The 17007-nt window shown below is 39.7% G+C and carries 13 protein-coding genes; 9 read left to right on the forward strand and 4 right to left on the reverse strand.

Features of this window, described 5'->3' with window-relative positions; translation table 11 throughout:
- The first annotated feature begins 64 nt into the window (after positions 1–64).
- Genes HFU86_RS08970 through HFU86_RS08980 form a run of 3 tightly spaced genes read left to right on the forward strand, consistent with a single transcriptional unit; the run spans position 65 to position 4256 of the window.
- On the forward strand, positions 65–766 hold the full coding sequence (locus tag HFU86_RS08970) for a fimbrial biogenesis chaperone (protein ID WP_132495887.1): 702 nt from the start codon (positions 65–67) through the stop codon (positions 764–766).
- An 8-nt stretch (positions 767–774) separates the two neighbouring features.
- Positions 775–3249 carry a fimbria/pilus outer membrane usher protein gene (locus HFU86_RS08975; protein ID WP_132495888.1) on the forward strand — a complete coding sequence of 825 codons (2475 nt, stop codon included), beginning with the start codon at positions 775–777 and terminating at the stop codon, positions 3247–3249.
- The gene (locus HFU86_RS08980; protein ID WP_132495889.1) at positions 3240–4256 is read left to right on the forward strand and encodes a fimbrial protein; all 1017 of its coding nucleotides are present in this window, start codon (positions 3240–3242) and stop codon (positions 4254–4256) included. Before HFU86_RS08975 ends, HFU86_RS08980 begins: the two co-directional genes overlap by 10 nt.
- A 239-nt stretch (positions 4257–4495) precedes the next feature.
- Here the strand turns inward: HFU86_RS08980 and HFU86_RS08985 are convergent, their stop codons facing one another.
- Positions 4496–4807, reverse strand: coding sequence for a helix-turn-helix domain-containing protein (locus HFU86_RS08985; RefSeq protein ID WP_132495890.1), 312 nt, complete (start codon positions 4805–4807; stop codon positions 4496–4498).
- A 624-nt stretch (positions 4808–5431) separates the two neighbouring features.
- Between HFU86_RS08985 and grxB the strand changes: the two genes are divergently transcribed.
- Positions 5432–6076, forward strand: a complete 645-nt coding sequence (gene grxB / locus HFU86_RS08990; protein WP_036948175.1) for a glutaredoxin 2 — start codon at positions 5432–5434, stop codon at positions 6074–6076.
- Between the two features lie 82 nt (positions 6077–6158).
- On the opposite strand, the gene HFU86_RS08995 is transcribed toward grxB, so the two are convergent.
- Positions 6159–6596 (reverse strand): META domain-containing protein, encoded by a 438-nt coding sequence (locus HFU86_RS08995; protein WP_132495891.1) that lies wholly within the window; start codon positions 6594–6596, stop codon positions 6159–6161.
- 14 nt (positions 6597–6610) lie between these two features.
- Positions 6611–7609 (reverse strand): 2-hydroxyacid dehydrogenase, encoded by a 999-nt coding sequence (locus HFU86_RS09000; RefSeq protein ID WP_187129071.1) that lies wholly within the window; start codon positions 7607–7609, stop codon positions 6611–6613.
- A 275-nt stretch (positions 7610–7884) separates the two neighbouring features.
- Here HFU86_RS09000 and HFU86_RS19755 point away from each other — a divergent pair, with 275 nt between their 5' ends.
- The 4 genes from HFU86_RS19755 (at position 7885) to HFU86_RS09020 (ending at position 11822) form a co-directional block, all read left to right on the forward strand.
- Positions 7885–8394 (forward strand): AAA family ATPase, encoded by a 510-nt coding sequence (locus HFU86_RS19755; protein WP_243698978.1) that lies wholly within the window; start codon positions 7885–7887, stop codon positions 8392–8394.
- A gap of 235 nt (positions 8395–8629) precedes the next feature.
- Positions 8630–11272, forward strand: coding sequence for a YdbH family protein (locus HFU86_RS09010; RefSeq protein ID WP_187129072.1), 2643 nt, complete (start codon positions 8630–8632; stop codon positions 11270–11272).
- 38 nt (positions 11273–11310) lie between these two features.
- On the forward strand, positions 11311–11496 hold the full coding sequence (locus HFU86_RS09015) for a YnbE family lipoprotein (protein WP_036948339.1): 186 nt from the start codon (positions 11311–11313) through the stop codon (positions 11494–11496).
- The gene (locus HFU86_RS09020) at positions 11493–11822 is read left to right on the forward strand and encodes a YdbL family protein (RefSeq protein WP_036948161.1); all 330 of its coding nucleotides are present in this window, start codon (positions 11493–11495) and stop codon (positions 11820–11822) included. Before HFU86_RS09015 ends, HFU86_RS09020 begins: the two co-directional genes overlap by 4 nt.
- A gap of 99 nt (positions 11823–11921) precedes the next feature.
- Here HFU86_RS09020 and HFU86_RS09025 read toward each other — a convergent pair whose 3' ends face one another.
- Positions 11922–12521 (reverse strand): FMN-dependent NADH-azoreductase, encoded by a 600-nt coding sequence (locus HFU86_RS09025; protein ID WP_187129073.1) that lies wholly within the window; start codon positions 12519–12521, stop codon positions 11922–11924.
- Positions 12522–12743: 222 nt separating this feature from the next.
- On the opposite strand from HFU86_RS09025, the gene hrpA reads away from it, so the two are divergent.
- Positions 12744–16643 (forward strand): ATP-dependent RNA helicase HrpA, encoded by a 3900-nt coding sequence (gene hrpA, locus HFU86_RS09030; protein ID WP_132495895.1) that lies wholly within the window; start codon positions 12744–12746, stop codon positions 16641–16643.
- Positions 16644–17007 lie beyond the last annotated feature (364 nt).

A 17007-nucleotide genomic window follows, 5' to 3' on the forward strand; every position in this document is an offset into this window, starting at 1 on the left:
TTTTCGATAAAAGCATGAGTTAGTAAGCGGTGGGCTAACTGCCGCTTTTTGCTTTGAGGCCTACATGAAAGCCATTCTATTTAGCCTTTGCTTACTGTCGAGTGTGACAGCATTTGCAAATAACATCATCGTTAACGGTACTCGTTTTGTTTATCCTAGCGATGAGAAAGAAATCACTATCCAATTAAATAATACGGCTGACCGCCCAGCTATGGCCCAGACATGGCTTGATACAGGTGATGCATCTGAAACACCTGATACGATTAAAACGCCATTTCAACTTACGCCACCGATTTCCCGAATTGAAGCAAAAGGTGGACAAACTATCCGCATTAAGCTGATGGATAAATCCGCCTTACCACAAGATAGAGAATCCTTATGGTGGCTGAATTTGTTAGACATTCCACCAATGGTCAAAAATAAAGCAGAAGAAAATCAAAATGTGCTGCAATTGGCTATCCGTTCTCGTTTTAAATTTTTCTATCGCCCATCAGGCCTAGGTAGTCGAGAGCTTGCTCCTGAGCAACTCGTTGTTAAAGCAGATGGCAGCAAACTTAATATCGGCAACCCGTCGCCATACTTTATTACTATTACAAAAATTTCTACTGATGGTTCTAACGGATTGAATAATGAAACAATTTTTTTAGAGCCGAAAAGCCAGTCGACAGTGACACTCAAGCGAGCACTGACGTCAGGAACTAAAATTATTATTAACAATATCAACGATTACGGCTCAGATGTAGCGGTAAAAACTACCGTTAAATAGGATTTAGAATGAAGCAGAGAGAGTTAAAAAATAAATATACAAACTTACTCTCAGTGACAGGTTTAGTCACAGTCTGTGCTTTACCGTCGTTTTATGCTTGGAGTGAAGAAGATACCACGTATGAATTTAACAGCGGTTTCATTATAGGTAGCCAAGAAAACGTTGATTTTGACAGATTTAATACAACAGGGATTGGCCCAGGAAAATATTCCGTTGATGTATATACCAATGGGAGTTGGAAAGGGCGATACGACCTTGATTTCGTGGCAAAAGAAAATGGACAGTTAGGAACCTGCTATACCCCAGCCCTGTTATCTGACTTAGGTATTAATGTCGAAAAGTTTGCCCCAACGGCGAAACCCGATAGCAAAGAGTGTCTTTTTTTAACTCAGTGGAATAGTGATCCTGATGTTAGTGACACATTTCACTCATCAACATTACGAGTTGATATTTCTGTTCCTCAAATTTATGAGCAGAAATCATCTCGTGGCTACGTCTCTGAACAATTTTGGGAAACTGGAGTCCCTGCGTTGAATCTGGGGTATATGAGTAACTATTATGATAGTCGCTCAAACGGTAACAATAATGCGAGTGCTTATCTCGGATTAAATGCAGGATTAAGCTATGACGGTTGGTTATTAAAGCATATTGGAAATTTAAATTGGCAACGTAAAGAGGGTGCTAATTGGCATAGTAACCAAACCTATTTACAACGTCCTATTGTTGGATTGAAATCTAAAGCAACCGCAGGTCAGTTTTATACTGACGGGGATATGTTCGACAGTATCAGTTTATTAGGGGCTAAAATTGCCACTGACGATACAATGTATCCTGATAGCATGAGTTCTTTTGTACCTGAAATTCGAGGTGTTGCACAAAGTAATGCCCTTGTTACCGTCAAACAAAATGACGTCGTTATTTATCAAACCTCGGTTTCCCCTGGGCCATTTAACCTCAATGATGTGTACCCATCTGGTTATGGTAATGACCTTGTTGTGACTATCAAAGAGGCAGATGGAAGTGAATCTTCTTTTAGTGTGCCTTACACGTCTATGGCACAGTTACTACGTCCCGGTTATACCCGTTATCAACTGTCAGGTGGTAAATCAGATGCTAAAGGCATCAGTAACCAACCATTCATTATGCAAGGTACTTTGCAGCACGGTTTAAATAACACGTTCACACTGTATGGTGGAGTCACGGCATTTGATGACTATCAGGCTTATTTGCTAGGTGCGGGTGTGAATACGGTTATTGGTGCGGTTGCCGTCGATGTTACCCAATCAAGAACCGTATTCAATCAAAAAACGGATATGGGGCAGAGTTATCGGTTTACTTTTAATAAGTTATTTTCTGATACTGACACAAACCTTGTATTAGCGGCATACCGTTATTCAACAGAAGATTATTACAGTCTTTCTAATGCGATTTACACGATTGATGCGGATAAGAAAGGAATAGATAGTTCATTAGGGCGTGAGAAAAACGGTTTTAGCTACACAATTAACCAAAATTTACCGTACGACTTAGGAAGTTTCTATTTCACTGGACGTATTTCAAGTTATTGGAACCGTAGCGGTATCGAAAAACAGTACCAATTAAATTACAACAACCAATTTGAACGCTTTTCGTATGGCATCTCATTTATGCGAGTCTATTCAGATAATACGCAAAGAACGCAAGATGACCGTGTGAGTTTAAATGTGAACTTCCCTCTCTATTTCGGGGATCGCAATTACGCTGCCATTACCTCAAACACCATCTTTAATAATGATAAATTTGGTTCTTCACAAGTGGGAGTTAATGGGTCAATTGATACAGATAATAATTGGACTTATGGTTTAAATACGTCGTTTGAAGAACATGGTAATAGTAACTTTGCACTGAATACGGGATATCAAACTTCGGTTGTGAATACGAATGCTAACTACAGCCAAGGTAATGGTTATCGTCAATATGGTGCTTCTGCCAATGGATCAATGGTGGTGCATGCGGGTGGAGTCACATTCTCGCCGAATACATCTTCAACGATTGCATTAATAGAAGCGAAAGGCGCTGAAGGGGCTTCTGTCATGGGGTCACAGAACACCAAAATTGATAGCCATGGGTATGCGTTAGCGCCTTATGTTCGCCCTTATCGTATTAATAATGTCGATATTGACCCGAAAGGTAGCCCTGAAGATATCGTGTTTAACAGTACCACAGCGCAAGTTGTACCGTATGAAGGTAGCGTTGTAAAAGTTGTTTTTGATACGAAAGTTGAGAAAAACGCAGTGTATAGCGTCGTTCGACCGAACAGTAAAACGCTGCCATTCGGTGCCAATGTGTTGGATCCTCAAGGGAATTACATTGGTGTTGTAGGGCAAGGTGGGACAGTCTTTATCAGTAATAATGAATCTAAACTTGCGACAGTGAAGTGGGAAGGCGGCGAGTGTTCGTTCCCATTAACGACGGAAAATAGTCAGGAGAGTCTATGTCAATGATCAAAAAATGGCGCTGGCTAATTGGTGCTGGTGTTCTCCTTACTACTCAGTATGCATTAGCTTTCGGGTATGCAGATGTTTGTTATCGCAAGAATGTAAGACCCATAGATCTCAATATGACCTTAGGCAATGTTGTTGTTGATCCAAACCTTCCTGTTGGAGGGGTTATTATGAGAAAACAATGGCCTATGCGTACTAATGGCTATCAATCGTATTTAACATGCTATGGAACGAATACGCTTCAAGCTGAAGTGGTGATGGGTGGTCTGCGTCATTTAGGTGATGGTGTTTATCAATCCAGTATTCCAGGAATAGGTATGAAATTTGAACGAGGTGGAAACCAAGTCAATATTCTCTATCCCGGTACTCATACGATTTATGGCGGACGAAATGGCGTAAGCGTATACCTTGAAAACTCAACGTTCACATTAACGTTGATAAAAACCGCAAGAAAAACAGGTTCTGGCACAATTGCCAATGGGCAGTACACCGAATATGGTTATAAACATAATACGGATCCATTAATTCGAACGTATCTACAAGGAAATGCGATCACGATTGTATCGCCATCTTGCTTAATCAATGGTGGACGAGAACAGAATGTGACACTCGCGCCGATAAAGCGTAATCAATTGACCGCTTATCAAGCGCCTGTAGGAGAGATTGATTTTGATATTACCATGGAGTGTAACGGCGGAATTACCTCTTCAGGATTAACTACATTTAATATTGATTTTCGTGGAAATGCATCGGTGAGTGATGTTAATGGTGTATTAAGAAATGAAGAAGCTGGAACTAATGGTGCAAAGGGTGTTGGTATTCAAGTAATAGAGAGAAGTAGTAAAGCACCATTAAGTTTTACTCGTAGTTATAAAGTCGGTACGGTAGTGAATAATCAGGATGACTTATTGATTTTTCCTTTAACCGCTCGATATTTTCCTTATGAGAGAGCCATTTCGGCAGGTGATGTTCGGTCACACTTAGTTTTCAATGTCACTTACGATTAAAAATCATATTCAACTTCAATAGGAAATCGCATATTTTTAATAAAATATATGCGATTTTTTTGTTTTTAAATTAATACTGGTCAGTGGTGTGAGGTCGGATGTTTTATTATATATATAATATGCAGCTTTAATTCTTCAAAAGAAATAAAAAAATACCCAGAAAGCTAATTTTAATCGATGAAGATTAATGGTCTATATTAGCGTTAACTGGGTATTTTTAGATAATCGAAAAAAGATTGTTATGCGTGATGTTTAGATGGAATAATTACACTTTCTGCTGCGTATTGTAATTCTCTATTCGGAATGTCGAATGAATGGTCATCGTTATTATTAATTTCACTTTTATAACCGTTAAAGAACCATTCAATAGGACACATTAAAATTTCAGCAATATCAAGCAGATGGTCAATTGGGATCTTGTTAACACCATTTTCATACCGCGATATTTGCTGCTGACTTAAATGTAACTTATTTGCTAGATTTGCACCTGACAAGCCTAGCTCTTTTCTCCGGTTTTTTATTCTAAGACCAATGACACTATGAATGTCCATATGACATACTCAACTTATTATTAAGGTTATTATCAGTCGTTTTCACTATATATTATATTAAATTACAAGCTGGTTTAAAAGCTAATAATTAAAATTAACGTCAAATTAAAGTATTTAACTTTCAATGATAGTCTTTCATTTAGTGATAGTCATATTCAAAAGTTTGACGCTTGTTGCTGTAATGCCATTTTGAATATTCTGAATTAAAATAACAATAAGAATATCCCGCTAGAATTATGCGGTTAAACCTGTCTATTTAATAAAATCAACATTTATCTTATTTGTTATCTAATTGTTTAATATGTTGATTAGATTGGTTAAGCTGTTTCATTGTGGAACGTTGTAGTTGGTTTGGGATAGTTTTCATTTTTTTGTTACCCTATAATTTATCCATTTTAAATCTAAATTAAAATATAAAATCATGAATTTAAAATACAACGCATTACTTTTTTATGATTTAAAATTTAATTAATTTTTATTTGTTTTAATTTTTATAATTAAATATAACTAGATTCATTATATTAAATAATAAAAAAGAAATTTCTTTAGCGCTACCCTAAGTATAAATATCAAGTATACTTAAGTTAACTTAATTCGCTTTATCACTGAGTGTGTGAGGGTAATATGAAACTGTATATCTATGATCATTGTCCATTTTGTGTTCGTGCCAGAATGATTTTTGGCTTAAAAAAGGTCGCGGTAGAAGAGGTTATTTTGTTGGATAACGATATCGAAACCCCAACACGTATGATAGGGCGTAAAATGGTACCTATTCTAGAGAAAGAAGATGGTAGCTATTTACCTGAGAGTTTAGATATTGTGCGCTATATTGACCAATTAAGTGAGCCTCGTTTAGCCGCAGGGGAAATTAGCCCTGAAATTGATAGTTGGTATAAAGCAGTTTCGTCGACAGTATCTAAATTAGTGACACCACGTTTTACTGAATCTGAGTTTCCTGAAATAGCGACGGAGGCGGCTAAAACCGCATATATCCAGCGTGTTAGCAAGTTTCATGGAGATGACTTATCTGTACTGCGTAAAGAAACGCACACGCTGTTGATTGAGTTAGAGCCCCATATGGATCTATTAGATGTATGGCTAGAAAAGCGTAACAAAGCACTTGTGGATATTAATGATTTTATTATCTTCCCTGTGTTACGTAGCTTAAGTATTGTGAAAGAAATAGGTTTTAGCACCACAATTCATGACTATATGGACCGCACATCTAAAGCGACAGGAATTAATTTGTTATTCAGCCAAGCCAAATAATATTTAAGCAATACTAATATAGGAAGATAAAAAAACCGCCAGATTAAGAATGGCGGTTTTTTATTTTGCAATAAAAGCAGAATTACTGCATATAATCACTCAAGATATAAACAAGTTTATAATGGCCTTGTGTCAACGTTAAATGATCTTTGGTTAATGTTACTGTTGCACCAGTTGTCAGCATACGGTTAATTAAGGTATCCCATCGTGAAAGATCTTCATCTACGCACTCTAATTCTGTTTTACTTAATGTTTTAACTTTTAGTGTTGCATTATTAATTGCACCCATTCCGTTAAAGTCATTACACATAGAGGCAGAGACAAACATTTTTTCACCGAATGAAATGGACGGTGCGGTCTGTTTTTTGGCAATGCGCTGACCATCCACTTCAGTTAAGACAAAATTATGATGCATCAGCTGCTGCTCAAGGGATTGCTGACTACTACCTGCCTTTACCTGATGGGTTTGGCAAGCTGCAAGTAACAACCCAAAGAGCGTTAGAGGGATCAATCTTTTCATGATGCGAGATCCTGCTAAGGCTTCACAACATTCGGGCAATTTTCGCCACGACTGATCTGTTGAATATTACTCAGTGTTGTTAAGCTGATACTTGTTAAGGCTTCTTCGGTTAAAAACGCCTGATGACCGGTAAATAATACGTTATGACAAGAAGATAATCGGCGGAAGATATCATCTTGAATTACATCATTAGATTTATCTTCAAAGAATAGATCTCTTTCATTCTCATACACATCCATACCTAATGCGCCAATTTTTTGGGATTTGAGCGCATTAATCGCGGCAGCCGAATCGACTAAAGCTCCACGGCTGGTATTGATGATCATCACGCCTGACTTCATGCGATTAAACGCGTTTTCATCCAGCAAATGGTGGTTTTCCGGTGTTAAAGGGCAGTGCAGAGAGATAACATCGGATTCTCGATACAAGGTGTCTAAATCGACATATTCGGCACCCAGATCAAGGACGGCTTGGTTTGGGTATGGGTCATGAGCCAGTAGGCGCATTCCAAACCCTTTTAAAATTCGTAACGTGGCTTGACCAATTTTACCTGTACCAATAATGCCCGCAGTGCGGTTATGCATGTTAAAGCCAGTTAGGCCTTCGAGAGAAAAGTTAGCATCTCGAGTACGTTGATACGCGCGATGAATACGGCGATTCAAGCATAGCATCATGCCAACAGCATGTTCTGCAACAGCTTCAGGAGAATAAGCAGGAACGCGAACGACTTGAATTCCCAACTCATGGGCTGCATCTAAATCAACATTATTAAAGCCAGCGCAGCGTAACGCGAGAATATGCACATCGAGAGCGGCGAGCTCTTCCAGCACAGCACGGTTTGCTTCATCATTAACGAAAATGCAAACTGCGTCAGCACCGACGGCATTTTTAGCTGTCTGAACCGTTAATGGAAAATCAAAGTATTCAATATTAAAATTAAACTCTGATTGTTGGTTGACCTGTTCCATATGTTTGCGATCATACTGTTTGGTGCTATAGGAAACAATTTTCATCAGAGGAACTCCATAATTTATAGGAACCAATAAATGACAAAGTGTAGGTAAAATAAACAAACCTACAAAAATATGCGTTCAGAATAAGACAATTAGTGATGTAAATCACCTCTAAATTAAGAAAATATCTTACTGTTTACGTTTGATTTTCGTTTGCTCACTATCTTTAACAAAGACGGCCATTTTTAGTGTTAAAATAATGCCATTGTTAAGTTTTATTTTTCTTCTTTTACAGAATAGATTGGTTTTAAGAATAAAGAACGTTAAGGAGCAGCGTGAAAATTTGCATTATTGGTATATCAGGAGCAGGGAAAACAACGCTCGCTCAAAAGTTATCGGAAGAATTTAATCTCCCTGCATATGGCTACGATGACATTTATTGGAATAAAACCCAAATGGAGTACGTTAAAAATACGCCGGAAACCATGAAATCACTGATTTCGGAGGTAAAATCTAAAGAAAGCTGGATAATGGAAGGCTCTTATGACAAGCGTTTAGCGCCTTTTTTTGTCGATTGCTCATTAATTATTCGGCTCAACATTCCTTATCGAGTTTGCGCTTTTCGGATCATTAAACGCTTTTTAATATCGCAATTAAAGGGCATGCGACCAAAAGAAACCTTGATGAATACGTTAGAACTGCTGCGTTTTGCTAAACACTTTGATCAGCGATTGGATGAGTTTTTTGCAGCTAATCCGATATTTGCCGAGAAAGTGAAGTTTGCGCATGATACACCATCATGTTTTCGTGAAATTGCTAACTATGCAGCATCACATATTCACTAAGAACTGACTGAAAATAATGAAGTAACGGAGTGAACGCATAGGGTTAAGTTGTTCATTTCTGCTTTAAAAGATTAGAATATATTTATCTGAATAGAGAAAGTTATTATGGAAATGACCTACATCGCAATGCAAGTCGTTGAACTGCTCGTTCCAATGCATCCTTTCGCTTTATTTTCATCCATATCATCAATGATATTTATCGCTGCTTCATGAAGATGATGCTCAGAGAATATTCATGAAACGGGCAATAAAAATACTGTTTTTCTTATTAGGAGTGAGTGTTGTGCTCCTAATCATATTATGGTCAACATTAACCCGTTGGGCGCCCGTTGTTGCGAGTCACTTTTTACCACCATCAGTGACGCTGTCACTTTCTGAACCGCAACTTGTTAATCATCAAATTAAATTTCCGAGTGTGGGATTAAGTGCAAATAATTGCTCCCTTGTCACAGTAACGGATGCCAGAATCTCTTTTTTTCCGATTAGAGCCAAAATTGATGGACTTGATGTGAATGCGGAATGTTTGGATAGCATCAAAACGAGTGAGGAGTCACCAAGTTCTCCTATCAATATCACCGAGATACTGGATGCACTCCCTCAATTTTCACTCATCATTGATAAAATCACACTGCATTCTTGGGAACAATATCAAGGGAGTCTATGGTTACGCAGTACCGCTGACTCGCCACTTATGTTGGATTATCAAGGGGATAATGTACGGGTTTCTTCTTTTGTTAATTCGCAAAATCAACTGATTGTGCAGCAATTTTCGGCAACATTACCTCAGAGCTCATTGGCGTTAGAAGAGTTGCAAACACTGGATCAACGTAAGCCACAAGAAGAACCTCAACATATTGAATTAACCGCGCAATTGGCTTTACCTTTGACGACGGCTCAACTGCCCGAAACGGGAGATATCGAAGCTCAATTTAAGCTTATTGAGTTAAATAAACGCTTAAATACAAAACTGCATTGGCAGCGCGACCAAGGATTGCTGACTGTTACGGATCTTGAGCAGCAACAAGAATTATTCCATCTTCCATGGCAGGTTTCATCATCACAAGTGGTCGTAACGGATGGCCAATGGCGCTGGGATGATGCACAAGTTCCACTTCATGGTGGAATTGCATTTCAAATTGATAACTGGAATCAAGCCCTGAGTGAGTTTGTGGTTTCAGGACGTTTGAACATGTTGACTGATGCAAAAAAAGGAAAAGCTAACTTAGTCCTTACGCTTGAACCTAGCCGTATCAATCTCCTCGATGCAGATATTGATTTTAGACTCAACGGTCAAGTGAAATACGATGACATGGTGCTGGATATCAATTTGCCAGCAAAAATTGCAGGTCAGTTGGTTTCACCCACCGTTGCATTTATGCCCGGCTCATTAATGAGAGCCTATGGGCAGGTTTCACCGACAATTCTGTTACGGGAAATACGCTTACCTTTGGCGGGTACGCGTTTAAATGCCGACGGAATTTCGGGGCGCTTACAAGCAATTTTAAAAGTAAAAGAACAATATTGGGGTGACTTTGATATTCATCTCGATGGTAGCGCAAATAAGTTTAATATTGATAAAGGTAAATGGTTCTGGAATTACTGGGGAAATGCTAAGTTGCCTGCTTTAGCCGCTCGTTGGGATATGAAAGGTAACGGTAATTGGCAAGATACGCAATTAACGCTCAATAGTTTAAATACGGGATTTGACCAAATTAAATATGGTTTACTCTCCATGTCTGCTCCACGCCTTAAATTGACATCGCCGTTGGTTTGGCAGAGAGACCCAGCAAAAGCTGATTTTTATGGCGCGTTGCAATTAACCAGTAATCGAATGCTATTTGGTGCCGGCAGCTATTTGCCTAAAATTACGGCTAATGCAGAACTTAAAGGTACATCCCCTGCTAGTTTTCAGTTAAAAGGGGATTTAAGTACTAGGCAAGTAGGACCTATCGTTATATTTGGACGCTGGGACGGTGAACGTCTGCGTGGTGAAGCACGTTGGCCAGAGCAGTCAGTGAAAGCATTTCAAACATTAATTCCGAAAGACCTAAATATTGAATTACGAGAGGGTAAACTATTTTCTCAAGCCGCTTTTTCCATGACTCCAGAAAATGGTTTTATTGCTGGTGGGCATTGGCGAGTGCAAAATACGAGCTTATGGATGAAGGATGGTGAGCTTAATGGTTTGGATTTTGTCTTACCGTGGAAATTACATAATAGTACGTGGACATTAGGTGAAAAATCGCCCGTTGAATTACGAATAAAACATGTCTCGAACTTATTCGAATTCACCGATATCAAAGCGGATTTATCGGGAACATATCCTCCAACGGAAACGCATCCGATCCAACTGAGTAATGTTGGATTTAAAATGTTAGGTGGTGAAATTAATCTCGATTTACTTCGTTGGCCACAAAATAAACCCGCGACGATAAGTGTCCACCAAGTGGAACTTAGCGAGTTATTCACAAAACTAAAAGTCTCACAATTTGCTGTTTCTGGTCGAGTAAATGGCGAGTTGCCATTTTACCTGAATAACCCTGATTGGATTATTAAAGGGGGATGGATGGAAAATAGCGGGCCTTTGACATTACGCTTAGATACCAATTTTGTGGAGTCTATCGCCAAAGATAATATTTCAGCGGGATCGGCAATTGGTTGGCTACAATATCTTGAAATTCAACGCAGTCGTACGGATGTGAATGTTACCAACTTGGGATTACTCACCATGTCGACTATTCTTGAAGGATATAACACCAAAGAAGCCAAGAAACGTGAAGTTCACTTAAATTATCACCATGAAGAGAATATTTTTCAGTTATGGCGTAGCTTACGTTTTGGCACTGGCTTAGAAGAATGGCTTGAAAAGAATATATAGAAGAGAAAAGGACTAACGTGAAAACATTAAAATTGATCATGATGATGGCAATGGCATCGCTATTAACGGCATGTTTACGCGTAGAAGTCGCTACGCCAGATAAGCCAATTAACATCAATATGAATGTTAAGATTGAACATGAAATCCAAATTAAAGCTGACCGACAAGTCGAAGAGTTATTGAAAGAAAACAGCGATCTATTCGGTGAGGTACCTGCAAAATGATGAACTGGTTTAAAGTCGTCACGTTATGTTCCACATTAAGCATATTTTCTGCATTTGCTCTGACGGTGGAAGAAGGTAAAACTCACGGTCTGGTAGGGGAAACCTTATCGGGATATTTGGCGGTAATTGACCAAAGTAGTGCAGATGCAAAGCAATTGGTTGAACATATCAATACTGAAAGAAAAAACCGATATACAGAAATTGCAGATAAAAATGGGCTTAAAACCAACGATGTCGCAAGAATGGCAGGGCAAAAATTGGTTGAACGTGCACCCGCGGGAGAATATGTACGCGGTATTAATGGGCAATGGATGCTGAAAAAATAAAAATGCGCACTATTTTTAATTTTAGATGAAATAAGTGCGCATTATTTTCGATGCTAAATTAAGAACCAGCAATAAAGCGTTATTTAACGAGGCATACTGTTAAGCAATCAGTGAATCAATATGGTTTTTCGCATGTGATTGCGCTTTCTCTGCTGATTCAGCGCCTAACGAGGTGCCTTCCGCGAAAACAAATTCAATGTCTTTAATCCCAATGAAATTCAAAAATAGGGTGATGTAAGGCACCATGATATCCGTTGGTGTATCTTTATAAATCCCGCCTCGGCTAGTCAGAACATATGCACGCTTATTGGTTAATAAACCCACAGCACCTTGTTCGGTATATTTAAAGGTGTGACCAGAGCGGGCGATGAAATCAAAGTAATGTTTCAGCTGAGAAGGCACTGAAAAATTGTACATCGGTGCGGTGATCACTAAAACATCGCTTTGTTTAATCTCATCAATGAGTTGATTTGATAGGTTTAAATGTGCTTGTTGCTGCTCAGTTTTAGTGTCAGTAGGTGCAAAAGCTGCTAAAATTTCGCCATCAATCGCAGGGATCGGCTGGTTAACTAAATCTCGAACTACAAATTCATCATCGGGATTTTTTTCTTGCCACTGTTGTACAAAATAATCAGCCATTTTATTGCTGTGTGAATAATCTGCCAAAATGCTTGATTTCAATAGTAGTACTTTACTCATTATTTTCCTCGAAATTCATGTGTCTATCTCATCGGATAATGATGATACTCGGTATGTGGCAGATTAATAGGAAGAAATTTAGAAGTCATACTTCAAAAAAACTGATGGTATTTGTATGAAATAACTAAAATCATAAAATAAACCTAAATATTATCTTTAGCCACCACATGATTATAGGTTGATGAGTGGCGTTATAATGAATTGAAAAATAAGGATTTAAGAATGGACCCCATTCTATCAGCATTACATGCTGACATTGAACAAACATCACTGCGTGATCAATGGCAACTGAAGAAACGCCTTCACGGCATTGCAAAAATACAAGATCAAAAATCTCGTATGGCAGTTATCGAAGTCATCAAAGGGGATATTGAAAAGGCAAAACAGAAGGTTGAGAAAAAACGTCTGAATATGCCGAAAATTGTTTACCCTGAAAACTTACCAGTTAGCCAAAGAAAACAAGCTATTTTTGATGCGATTAATCAGCATCAAGTGGTGATCATTGCCGGTGAAACGGGGTCAGGTAAAACCACGCAGATCCCTAAAATTTGCTTAGAGCTGGGTCGCGGCGTGAAGGGCTTTATTGGTCATACTCAGCCAAGAAGATTAGCGGCTCGCTCGGTGGCTTCGCGCCTTGCACAAGAGTTAGAGTGTGAACTAGGCACAAATGTCGGTTATAAAGTCCGCTTTAGTGACCAAGTGAGTGATACCACCCAAGTTAAATTAATGACGGATGGTATTTTACTGGCGGAATTGCAGAATGATAAATTGCTGCTGCAATACGACACAATCATTATCGATGAAGCCCATGAGCGCAGTTTAAATATTGATTTTATTTTAGGTTATTTACGTCAATTATTGCCTAAACGTCCTGATTTAAAAGTCATTATTACATCAGCGACGATTGATCCAGAACGGTTCTCTCGACACTTCGGTCATGCGCCAATTGTTGAAGTTTCAGGACGAACATACCCAGTTGAAGTGCGTTATCGTCCAATTATGGGGGATGATAATGACAGTGAACGTGACCAAATTGACGGTATTATCGATGCCGTTAATGAATTAGGACGTGAAAGTGCCGGCGATATTCTGATTTTCATGAGTGGTGAGCGAGAAATTCGTGACACCGCTGATGCACTATCCAAGCTACAGCTGCGCCATACGGAAGTCTTACCGCTATTTGCACGGTTATCTAACAGTGAGCAAAACCGAATTTTCCATCCTCATGGTGGTCGCCGAATTATTCTCGCAACGAACGTGGCAGAAACCTCACTGACGGTTCCGGGGATCAAGTATGTGATTGATACGGGTTATGCACGTATCAGCCGTTATAGTTATCGCACCAAGGTACAACGCTTACCGGTCGAAGCGATTTCACAAGCCTCTGCCAATCAGCGTAAAGGGCGATGTGGTCGTGTTTCGGACGGTATCTGTATCCGCTTGTATTCTGAAGAGGATTTCTTATCTCGACCGGAGTTTACCGATCCTGAAATCCTAAGAACCAACCTGGCGTCGGTCATTTTACAGATGACCTCAATCGGACTTGGGGATATCGCGGCATTTCCATTCGTTGAAGCACCGGATAAGCGTAATATTCAAGATGGAGTCAAATTACTGGAAGAGCTTGGTGGGATCCAACCTCACAAAGATGCAGATAAAGGTTATCGATTAACCGATATCGGACGCCAGCTAGCACAGCTCCCCGTTGACCCGCGTTTAGCGCGAATGGTGATTGAAGCCAGAAAGTATGGCGCGGTACGCGAAACAATGGTGATCGTTTCGGCATTATCGATTCAAGATCCCCGCGAAAGACCGCTTGATAAACAGCAAGCTTCTGATGAAAAACATCGACGTTTCCATGATAAGCAATCGGATTTTCTGGCATTTTTAAATCTGTGGGATTATTTAAAACAGCAGCAAGAAGAATTATCTAACGCACAATTTAGAAAAATGTGCCGTCAGGATTTCCTTAATTATTTGCGAATTCGCGAGTGGCAAGATCTCTACACGCAGTTGCGCCAAGTCGTGAAAGAACAAGGGTTTGCTATCAACAGCGCACCAGCAGATTTTCGCAGTATTCATGTCTCGCTATTGGCAGGGTTACTCTCGCATATTGGTCAGAAAGACGCTGAAAAACACGAGTTTACGGGAGCGAGAAATGCGAGATTTACTATCTTCCCAGGTTCAGGTTTATTCAAAAAACCACCGAAGTGGACGATGGTTGCTGAACTGGTTGAAACATCAAAGCTTTGGGGACGGATTGCGGCTTCGATTGATCCTGAATGGATTGAACCTCTAGCCGAGCATTTAGTAAAACACCACTATAGCGAACCCCATTGGTCAAAATCAGAAGGTGCTGTCACAGCATCGGAAAAAGTGACTTTATACGGGTTACCGATTGTTGCTTCACGCCAAGTCAATTATGGCTCGATTGATCCATTATTATGCCGCGAACTATTTATTCGTCATGCGCTGGTGGAAGGTGATTGGAATACCCGTCACGCGTTCTTTAGAGCTAACCTAAAACTGTTATCAGAAGTGGAAGATCTGGAACACAAATCACGTCGCCGTGACATTTTAGTGGATGACGAAACGCTATTTGCGTTTTATGACCAGCGTATCCCGAATGATGTGATTTCCTCTCGCCATTTTGATAAATGGTGGAAAACTGCATCAAAACAGCAACCGGATTTGCTCAGTTTTGAAAAAAATATGCTGATCAAAGAAGATGCAGGGAATGTATCGGCGCTTGATTACCCGAATTATTGGCATCAAGATGATCTTAAATTCCGTTTAAGCTACCAGTTTGAACCAGGCACTGACGCCGATGGAGTCACTGTTCATATCCCATTAGCCATTTTGAATCAGGTACAAAATGTGGGCTTTGATTGGCAAGTACCGGGTCTGCGCCATGAATTAATCGTTGCGTTAATCAAATCATTGCCTAAACCTATCCGTCGTAATTTTGTGCCTGCACCAAACTATGCATCTGCATTTTTGGAACGAGTTCCGACCCCAGAAGGTAGCGTGTTAGATAAGCTAGAGCGCGAACTGCGTCGAATGACGGGGGTAACGGTCGAGCGTGAGGCTTGGCAATTAGATCAACTCCCAGTGCATTTAAAAATGACCTACCGAGTGGTGAATGACAAAAATAAAACCGTCGCGGAAGGGCAAGATCTGGATGCTTTAAAAGACAGCCTCAAAGAAAAAGTGCAAGAGACATTGTCCGAGGTTGTGGATGATGGTATTGAACAAAGCGGCTTGCATATTTGGAGTTTTGGCGAGTTACCACAACGTTATGAACAAAAACGTGGAGGGTATTCAGTTAAAGCCTATCCAGCGTTAGTGGATGAAAAGAACAGTGTGGGGATCCGTGTTTTTGAAACCGAATTTGAACAACAGCAAGCAATGTGGGGCGGAATTCGGCGATTATTACTCTTGAATATTCCATCGCCAATCAAATATTTGCATGAAAAGCTGCCGAATAAATCCAAATTGGGGCTCTATTTTAACCCTTACGGTAAAGTGCTTGAGTTAATTGATGACTGTATCGCGTGTGGTATTGATCAGCTGATTGCAACTTATGGCGGCGCGGTATGGACTGAAGAGCAGTTCGAATCATTAAAAGAGTACGCGAGAGCGGAATTGAACGATGTGGTTGTGAATATCGCCAAGCAAGTTGAGCAAATCTTAACGGCGGTATTTGCTATCAATAAACGGTTGAAAGGCCGCGTTGATTTTTCGATGGCGCTCGCATTGTCTGATCTCAAAGCTCAAATGTCAGGATTGGTATTTAAAGGGTTTGTGACAGAGCAGGGCTGGAAGCGATTACCGGATATTTTGCGTTACTTAAACGGAATTGAACGCCGATTGGAAAAGTTAGCCATCGATCCAAATCGTGACCGTGCTCAGATGAGCAAAGTTGAACACGTACAAACCATGTGGCAGCAGTGGATGAGTAAACTAACGCCACTACAAAAGCAGTTACCGGAAGTACAGGAAGTTCGCTGGATGATTGAAGAGTTACGAGTGAGTTTATTCGCTCAACAGCTTGGAACGCCATACCCGATATCGGATAAACGGATCATTCAAACCATGGAAAGTTTAACGCAGCAACTATAGCTAGGGGTCAATGATAGCGTTAGGCTGGTTGTAATTTATTGTTTAATAAGATAAAAATTCGCGATGTGGTAACGGTACCGCTCGCGCATTTTTTATTGTGAAATTATTAATTACGGATAAGCTTTACTACCCAACCCCATTTTAGTTACAACATACTAATGGTTTTTACCATTCCTACATTAACAACTGAGTTGTCTGCAATATATTTGCCTTGCTAGTGTGGTTTGGGACTTATCGTTTTTTGAATTTCTGTATTGGTGAATAGTCATTCAAAAACTACATCACCAAAAGGATGATAATTGTAAAAAGCGAGGAGGTTGGTCAGGGGGAAAGAAGATAATACAAAGCGAGCTAAATTCAATAC

Origin of the sequence: Providencia sp. JUb39, from assembly GCF_012272845.1 — a bacterium.
Lineage (GTDB): Bacteria > Pseudomonadota > Gammaproteobacteria > Enterobacterales > Enterobacteriaceae > Providencia > Providencia lanzhouensis.

Excerpts from the sequence above, each read along its gene's own strand:
- HFU86_RS08970 (WP_132495887.1), top strand. The coding sequence starts at position 65 with ATGAAAGCCATTCTATTTAGCCTTTGCTTACTGTCGAGTGTGACAGCA.
- HFU86_RS08975 (WP_132495888.1), top strand. The coding sequence starts at position 775 with ATGAAGCAGAGAGAGTTAAAAAATAAATATACAAACTTACTCTCAGTG.
- HFU86_RS08980 (WP_132495889.1), top strand. The coding sequence starts at position 3,240 with ATGTCAATGATCAAAAAATGGCGCTGGCTAATTGGTGCTGGTGTTCTC.
- HFU86_RS08985 (WP_132495890.1), bottom strand. The coding sequence starts at position 4,807 with ATGGACATTCATAGTGTCATTGGTCTTAGAATAAAAAACCGGAGAAAA.
- grxB (WP_036948175.1), top strand. The coding sequence starts at position 5,432 with ATGAAACTGTATATCTATGATCATTGTCCATTTTGTGTTCGTGCCAGA.
- HFU86_RS08995 (WP_132495891.1), bottom strand. The coding sequence starts at position 6,596 with ATGAAAAGATTGATCCCTCTAACGCTCTTTGGGTTGTTACTTGCAGCT.
- HFU86_RS09000 (WP_187129071.1), bottom strand. The coding sequence starts at position 7,609 with ATGAAAATTGTTTCCTATAGCACCAAACAGTATGATCGCAAACATATG.
- HFU86_RS09010 (WP_187129072.1), top strand. The coding sequence starts at position 8,630 with ATGAAACGGGCAATAAAAATACTGTTTTTCTTATTAGGAGTGAGTGTT.
- HFU86_RS09015 (WP_036948339.1), top strand. The coding sequence starts at position 11,311 with ATGATGATGGCAATGGCATCGCTATTAACGGCATGTTTACGCGTAGAA.
- HFU86_RS09020 (WP_036948161.1), top strand. The coding sequence starts at position 11,493 with ATGATGAACTGGTTTAAAGTCGTCACGTTATGTTCCACATTAAGCATA.
- HFU86_RS09025 (WP_187129073.1), bottom strand. The coding sequence starts at position 12,521 with ATGAGTAAAGTACTACTATTGAAATCAAGCATTTTGGCAGATTATTCA.
- hrpA (WP_132495895.1), top strand. The coding sequence starts at position 12,744 with ATGGACCCCATTCTATCAGCATTACATGCTGACATTGAACAAACATCA.